This window comes from Acetitomaculum ruminis DSM 5522 (genome assembly GCF_900112085.1).
Classification (GTDB): Bacteria; Bacillota; Clostridia; order Lachnospirales; family Lachnospiraceae; genus Acetitomaculum; species Acetitomaculum ruminis.
The window spans coordinates 23,483-31,692 of the sequence record NZ_FOJY01000025.1 but is presented as its reverse complement, the minus strand read 5'-3'; the positions used below and the strand labels follow the sequence as shown (position 1 = coordinate 31,692).

Sequence of the window (8,210 nt, the reverse complement as noted above, 5' to 3'; positions counted from 1 at the left end):
GTTTCCGGAACGGAGATTTTCTTAAGGTTCTTATTCTTGTAACCTGTAATGGTAACTGTAGGATTTTTTTGTGAAGCTGTGGTTATTGTATATTTATAACCTTTTAAGCTAAACTTCTTACCCTTCTTTGTAGCTTCTTTTCTCTTACGTTCTTCTTCTTTTTTCTTGCGTTCTTCTTCCTGTTTCTTTTTTTCTTCCTCTTCTTTTTTCTTACGCTCTTCTTCTTGTTTTTCTAATGTATCAACTGTTTCTTTAGCATTTGTAAGTTTTTCATTTAAAAGGTCGTAAGAAATGTCAGCCTTATCATCCTCGCTTAAGGCATCGAAAGCTTTTTTAAGATTTGTAACAGTTTCCTTATCTTTTAAAGTAAGCTTGTCAGCATCAGGAAGTGCTGCAATACCGTTTACAATATTTACAAGGTCTTCATTTACTAAAGCTTTAAGATAAGGATATCCATCATTTATGTACTCAGACATTCCCCAGGTATCGACTAAATCATAGCTAATAAAGGTATCCTGATTTTTAAGCTCTTCTATAGTTTTTTCCATGGACTCATCAGCGAAAAAGAAAGTTTTAAGTCCAACTGCAACTTCTTCATTACAAGCTACATTTGCTTTGTCTTTAACATAAAAACAATCTTCTTGTGTACTGGTACTTCTACCTCCCACAAAAGCTGCTACTAACATATAATTAGAAGAACTATTCTCTTCTAGTTTAGAATAATAATCCGATAATTTTTTTGCAGCAGTTAAAACAGATTCTGAACATTCTCCCAAAGCATAGCAATTTTCATATTGCACACCTGACGCTGATGGTTGATAACCAAATTGGCCTAATACTATACTAGCTTTTCTTTGTTCCGTATTTTGTAAAAATGCATCAAGAGATTCTTCATCTATAGTATAATTTACTTTTGCAACACAATTTTTAACTTTTGATTTGCCCGTTACCATTCCGCCACAATTTATATTATTATGATTAGAAGGATCTAAAATAACCTTTATATCACCATAGATTTTAATATTCTCAAAAGTTAATTGTTCACTGGAACTTCCACCATAACCATTTAATATACACCCTTCAGTCCTAAATTTTTCTTTGGCATCAAGAATACAGTCTTTTGCAAAAACTTCTAAATTTTTAATGGTTGAACTTCTTATGCTTATAGGAAATAAAGCAGTATCCCTTGTCATATTATCATTAGAATAGGTAATTTTATGTCCCTTACCATCAAACACCCCTTTAAATTTTAAATTAGTATTATTTTCATAAGTTTTAGCTTTTATACTTAAATCTGTTTCAAGACATACTGTCTTTTCTTTAAAATTTTCTCCTGTCCCAAGGGTTTCAAAAAAAGCATCCCAGTCTTCCAGAGAATTTATATGATAAATGCCTTCTGCATCCGGAGCAAATGTGCCTTCTGCCAAGACTTTTTGTCCGCTAAAACATATAAAAGCTGCCATAAAAACAGCTACTAAATAAATGCTATTTCTTTTTATTTTATTAAACATTTTTTCTCCTATCTTTAAACTCACATTTTAGTTTTTTATAGCAAATATTTTCTATCCGCTGTATTTAAAAATTGATTCTAAAAAATCAGTAGCCTTATAATATAAGCCCTAAAGACTCCTGATTTTATAGATTTGTAAGTTTTTTAATTAATTTTTATAAGATTATAGGAAATTCATTATTTTCAAAAGAATAAATGGTCCAAGCTGGTTTTTCAACCCATTGGCCTTGAGCATTTTCTGCCCAGCTTTTTTGCCCTAAATCAAATCCCATAAACATAGTAAAGTTAAGATCTACCTTGTCATTATTTTTTAATACTTGATCACAGCCAAGATTATCTGTGCTTTTATTGATAATTATCATCCAGCCTGCATATTTATTATAATCTTTTTCACTTAAATAACCATTTTCATTTACTTTATTAGTAAAAGTTGAATTAATATTACCTTCACCATATAAGTCATCTTCAAGATCATTTAAATTACCAATAAACTTATATCCTTCCCCACTTGAAATATGCCATGTAGAAGGAGTTCCATTATCTCCAAAATATTTATTAGTATTGCTATGACCAGGTACCTTAACTGCAGTAAGATAGTTTCCCCATTGAGAAGTATGCCATTTTAACATCCCATCTTCATAATATGTAACTCCATCTTTGACTGTTGTTTTTAGATGTAACCCCCCATATACTGCTCTTATAGCATCTAAAGCCGTAGAACCGGCAGGAAGTGTTACTTTCTCATTTGATGTCAACGTTTTTTCATTAAGAGCTGTTGTTCTAACCTTTACGCTAACTGTAATGGTATTCTGAGTTACAGGTTCTGTAGGTTGCTGTTCTTCAGCAGCTGCCGGTAAATAAAGTGTGAAAGCCATAACAAAGGCTAACATAAGGGTTAACAGTTTTTTAATACTATTTCTTTTCATGTTTTTTCCTCCTAAAAATATAGTTTTTAATTTTTCTTTTTCCACTTTTCATAATCTTCCTTCCTCTATTATTTAAGTGGTTGTGCAGTATTTCTTTCAAAGAAATGTTTACGGGTTACCGTTAAAAAGACTCAATATATTTCTTGTCTTCATAACCTTTTTCATCATCTCCCATCTTAAAAACAGACTTTCTCTGTTTTATCTTTATTGTAATGAGGAAAAGTCCATCCCTAATCTTTTGCGACTTATAAAATAAATAAAGCAATTATTTTTTAGTCACTTTAATTTGCTTTACTACTGCTTCATTAAAACTATACAGTAAAAATTTGGATTTTGACCTTTACCTTCATTATTTAAGCAAGGAAGGCTTACCTTTTTATATCTCAACTTTGGGATTATTTTTAGAAATGAATGGTCATATTTTCTATATACTGGAATTTTTTTCTTTTTTAACAAGAATAATTTTTATTCCCACATAGTACTTACTCATTTAAATGCCAGATTTAATTATCGTTTTAGATAATAGCGATAAGATAGATCTCAACTTTTTTCATTAATATTTTAACCGAATTAAAATATTAACACAAAAACCCACTTCTTCCCAAAGTTAAGTTTTAATTATTATGTATCCTGACTTAGCATCAGCCTAATAACAGCACCTTCCCGGATTTTCATCCAGTGGATTATTATACATTTGCAATTCGTTTTGTTCCGTGCATTTATCCTTAATATATAAAAAGGAAAATCATCTTTTATATTGTAATTGTAATGTGAATATCTTTAATACGATGAAAAGCACAACATACTGGAATGCACATATATAATATTGCTGCTTTCGTCCGCCTTACAGTACGGGCAAGCGTGTTCCGGATTTGCACCGGATTCCTTGTTTTTAACAAATATAAAATCTTGTAAATGATTACCATATATCACTTACAAATAAACACGATTTTAAATTTTTTTAACATTATATTTTGAAATAAGCCGATTAATATTTATATAATTAGCAACTCCCACTAATCTTTGACGCGGTACTTTAGTGCAAATTCACCAAATACCAATAGAAATTATAACACTGTAATTTTATTATGTAAATAGTTTTCTTACTTCTTTGAAAATTTTTATTAATAATCCAATGTTTTTTTCACATAACTGTTTTCTTTAATTTTTAAACTTTATAGTTTTTCCTCTTCCTTATTTTTACAAGCAAAAACTGCCCTACAAAATACAGCAGGACAGCTATTTTCAATACAATATCCATTTTTATAAAAAATTATTCATGCCATCTTTTCGCGCAGGCAACTGCTAAAGCTCCAGGGCCAATGTGGCAGGAAACACTTAATGACAGAGGATCAACATATTTTACTTCCAAATCAAAGGTTTCAGATAATTCCTTTGCCAACTCACTGGCAGCTTCAAAATTTTGAGTATGAGCAATTGCAAGTGTCATATCATTATCAGCATACGCCTTGGAAAATCTCTTTTCAAAATCATCTTTCATAGCACTAATCATTACTTTTTTAGCCTGTTTAATATTTCGTGATTTTGAAAACGCATCCAGCTTTTCTCCCTGAATCTGTAATACCGGTTTAAGCTTAAGAACTGTACCAATAGCAGCTGCTGCCGGAGTTATTCTTCCACCTTTTTTTAGATATTTAAGGGTATCTAACATAATATAGATGCTTGACTCAAATTTTTCTTCTTCCATGATTTCTTTGATTTCTTTTGCTGTTTTACCAGCTTTTGCCATGTTTACTGCATCTTCCACACTTTGTCTCATGGTAACCGAAATTCTTTGATTATTAACAACTTGTACTCTTCCGTCATAGTCAGCACTCAAGGCTGTGGCTGTGGAGCAGGAACTACTAAGACCTGATGACATTGGAATATGTACTATCTCATCATACTCTAAAAGAAGCTTATCCCAAAGATCCAAAACATCCCCCGGTGACGGCTGGGATGTAGATACTTCAGCGTCAGAAAGCAATTTTTCATAAAACTGTTCCTGAGTGAGACTAATATCTTCGTAAAACAATTCGCCATCTATAGTAAAAGGCATAGGGAGAACATGTATCCCCATTTCTTTTGCCATAGCCTGAGTGATACCTGAATTACTATCTGTTACTATTGCTATATTTGCCATAATTTATCACACCTGTTTTCTATATTTTTTATCTGTTTTTGGGGTTAATATGATTCTTTCAATACTTACATTAGTAAAGCGGACATTCGGAATCCGCTTCGCTTCTTCCTCATGAACTCAGTGGCACTTTGTGCCACCTGTCAGAAGGGGCTTTAACCCCTTCTGACACTAGTAAGCTTATACCCCCGCTTAAAGCTTACGCTTTTGAAGCGGGGGATTGCTTACACTGCGTTCAAACAATTAGGCGGCACAAATACCGCCTAACAAAGTAATCGGACATTCTTAAATCCGCTTCGCTTCTTCCTCATGAATTCAGTGGCACTTCGTGCCACTTTTGTAAATCGGATATTCGGAATCCGCTTCGCTTCTTCCTCATGAATTCAGTGGCACTTCGTGCCACTGAATTCAAATTAAAACTATTATATCCTAAGTGTTTTTTCGTGTCTATTGAAAGTTTGTGTTATCAAAGCCTTACAAAAGGGTGTGAATAAACTTACTTTTTAGATTAAAATATCGCTTTAGATAGTTTTCTTAACTACTACTCTTCGCTTTCCTCATCTAAAATCTCTATACCAAGTTCTTTTAACTGTTCTGCATCTACCACATCAGGAGCTTTTGTCATAAGACAGGAAGCATCTTTAACCTTTGGAAATGCCATTACATCTCTGATACTGTCTGCTTTTACCATAAGCATTATAAGTCTGTCAAATCCATAAGCCAGTCCTGCATGTGGCGGAACTCCGTACTTAAATGCATTTAACAAAAATCCAAATCTTTCATGAGCATCTTCTTTTGTAAAGCCTAAGGTTTCAAACATTTTTTCCTGAATGTCGTTTTGATGGATACGAACTGAACCACCACCAAGCTCTACACCATTTAATACTATGTCATAAGCAATCGCTCTTACTGCCCCCGGGTCTGTTTCTATCTTATCCAGATCTTCTTCCATAGGCATTGTAAATGGATGATGCATTGCCGTATATCTGTTTTCTTCCTCTGACCACTCAAGAAGTGGGAATTCTGTTACCCATAAGAAGTTGAATTTGTTTTCATCTATTAAATCTAAGGTTTTTGCAAGTTTTAATCTTAAAGTTCCAAGTACATCACATACTACCTTGAAGGAATCAGCTGCAAATAAAAGAAGGTCTCCATTTTCAGCATTCATAGCCTGACAAATTGCTTTTAATTCTTCATCTGCCATAAATTTTGCGAAAGAGGATTTGTAACTGCCATCTTCATTTACACAAAGATAAGCAAGTCCTTTTGCCCCTAATTCTTTTGCATCTTTGACCAATGCGTCAATTTTCTTTCTAGGCATACCTGCCTGTCCCTTTACATTTAAACCTCTTACATATCCATTATTTTCAAGGGCTGAAGTAAATACACCAAAACCGCAGTTCTTTACTACTTCTGATACATCTATAATTTTCATTTCAAAACGGGTATCCGGTTTATCTGAACCATATTGGTTCATGGCATCTATCCATTTCATTCTTTGAAGAGGAAGCTCAACATCTACATCTATTAAATCTTTGAATAATTTTTGTATAAGTCTTTCATTGACTTCCATTACATCTTCGTCATTTACAAAGGATAACTCCATATCAACCTGGGTAAACTCCGGCTGACGGTCAGCTCTTAAGTCCTCATCTCTAAAGCATTTTGCAATTTGGAAATATCTGTCATATCCTGAGCACATTAAAAGTTGCTTAAATAACTGTGGTGACTGTGGAAGAGCATAAAACTTTCCATGGTGAACACGGCTTGGTACAAGATAATCTCTTGCGCCTTCAGGTGTGGATTTCATAAGTATAGGTGTTTCTATCTCTAAAAATCCTTCTTCTGTAAGGAAGTTTCTTATTACTGTGGCAGCTTTACTTCTAAGAATAAGATTTCTTTGAATATCCGGACGCCTTAAGTCTAAAAATCTGTATTTTAAACGAATTTCATCCTTTGTTTGTGAATTAGCTTCAATCGGAAATGGAGGGGTCTCAGACTCTGATAAAATCCTAAAGGATTTGGCTATAACTTCGATTTCTCCGGTTTTTAAATTTGTATTTACTGCTCCACTTCTTTTTACAACTTCTCCTGTAACAGCAAGTACAAATTCACTTCTTAAGGTTCCGGCTTTTTCAAACCCTTCTTTTCCAACACTGTTTTCATCAAAAACTATCTGAAGTAATCCGCTTCTATCTCTTAAGTCCACAAATATCAGACTTCCCAGGTTTCTTCTTTTTTGAACCCAACCCATTACTGTAACTTCATTGCCTATATTTGAGTTTGAAAGCTCTGCACATCTATGGCTTCTTTTAAGTCCTTGCATTGACTCTGACATTTTTTATTCCTCCGTATATATATTATTGTGGAAAAAATTCCTTAAATTCAGTATATCCAGCCTCACTAAGTTGCTGTTTCTGGAATTTTTTATTTTTATTCATTGTAACTACACTTATACATTTTCCATTTGCTCTTTCTTTGGAAGCAAGTTTTAATACCTCCAAAAGTTCATCTTTTGAAAGCTTTTTATCAGCTAAATAAGCTATTTTTTCTCCTTCATCAGGTACTTCAAAACCACTTTCCATAAGAAGCATAACTATTCTTTCAAATCCTACTGAAAATCCGCAGGCAGGTATATCCATTCCTGTGAATTTTCCAATCATTTCATCATAGCGTCCACCGCCTCCTACAGAGCCACCGAATTCATCCATGGATATTTCAAAAATAGGTCCTGTATAATATGACATTCCTCTTACCAAAGTCGGGTCAAATATTATATTAAAGTTTTCATTTCCGGCATCTAAAACGCTGGAAATAATGGTTTCCAAACCTGTTGAAACTTCTTGTGAAAGAAAATCTCCAAGCTTTCCTTTTAAGTAACTGATTCCTGAAAGGTCATTAGTCACTTCTTCATAAAGAGCTAAATATTTATCTATTTTTTCTTCTTCAATGCCTTCCTCTAAAAGCTCTTTTCTTACTCCTTCAAGCCCTATCTTATCCATTTTATCAAGTATAATAAATACTGTATCAAATATATCTGCTGAAAATCCGCTATAGGAAGCCATGGCTTTAAGCATTCTTCTGTCATTTATTCTAATGGAATAGTTTTTAAAGCCCAGTTTTCCTAGCAAAGTTGTCATGGCTAAGATAAGATCAATCTCTGCCAAAACAGATGCCTCTCCTAAAATATCTATATCACATTGCATAAATTGTCTGAAACGGCCTCTTTGAGGTCTGTCAGCTCTCCACACATTTCCCATTTGAAGTGCCTTAAAAGGCTGGGATAATACACTTGAATTATTTGAAAAATATCTTGAAAGAGGAAGAGTTAAGTCATATCTAAGACCTCCGTCAACTAAATCCTCCTGGCTTTTTGCCTCATCAATTTTTAATTTTTCTCCTCTTTTTAAAATTTTAAAAATAAGCTTTTCATTTTCTCCACCCTGCTTACTTGAAAGATTTTCAATGTGTTCCACGCAAGGAGTTTCAATAGATGAAAATCCAAAAGATTTGTAGGTTTCTCTAATCTGTGCCTGAACATATTCCCTGATAGCCATTTCTTTAGGGAGTATGTCCTTCATTCCTGTTACAGGTTTCTTCTTAAGTGCCATTTTTCTTCCTCCAATTTTCAGCT

General features: G+C 33.4%; 5 protein-coding genes. All 5 read right to left on the bottom strand.

Annotated features, from left to right (window positions below; all coding sequences use genetic code 11):
- Positions 1 to 1,511: hypothetical protein (locus BM153_RS13785; RefSeq protein ID WP_177205694.1), on the bottom strand; the 1,511-nt coding region annotated here is incomplete at its 3' end.
- Positions 1,512 to 1,665: 154 nt separating this feature from the next.
- On the bottom strand, positions 1,666 to 2,481 hold the full coding sequence (locus BM153_RS12420) for a hypothetical protein (protein WP_092874568.1): 816 nt from the start codon (positions 2,479 to 2,481) through the stop codon (positions 1,666 to 1,668).
- Positions 2,482 to 3,709: 1,228 nt separating this feature from the next.
- A complete protein-coding gene (locus BM153_RS12415; RefSeq protein ID WP_092874565.1) occupies positions 3,710 to 4,579 on the bottom strand; it encodes a DegV family protein in 870 nt (289 codons plus the stop codon).
- Between the two features lie 538 nt (positions 4,580 to 5,117).
- Entirely contained in the window at positions 5,118 to 6,914 is a 1,797-nt protein-coding gene (gene aspS, locus BM153_RS12410) for an aspartate--tRNA ligase (protein WP_092874562.1), read from the bottom strand.
- A gap of 22 nt (positions 6,915 to 6,936) precedes the next feature.
- Positions 6,937 to 8,187, bottom strand: coding sequence for a histidine--tRNA ligase (gene hisS, locus BM153_RS12405; protein ID WP_092874559.1), 1,251 nt, complete (start codon positions 8,185 to 8,187; stop codon positions 6,937 to 6,939).
- Positions 8,188 to 8,210 lie beyond the last annotated feature (23 nt).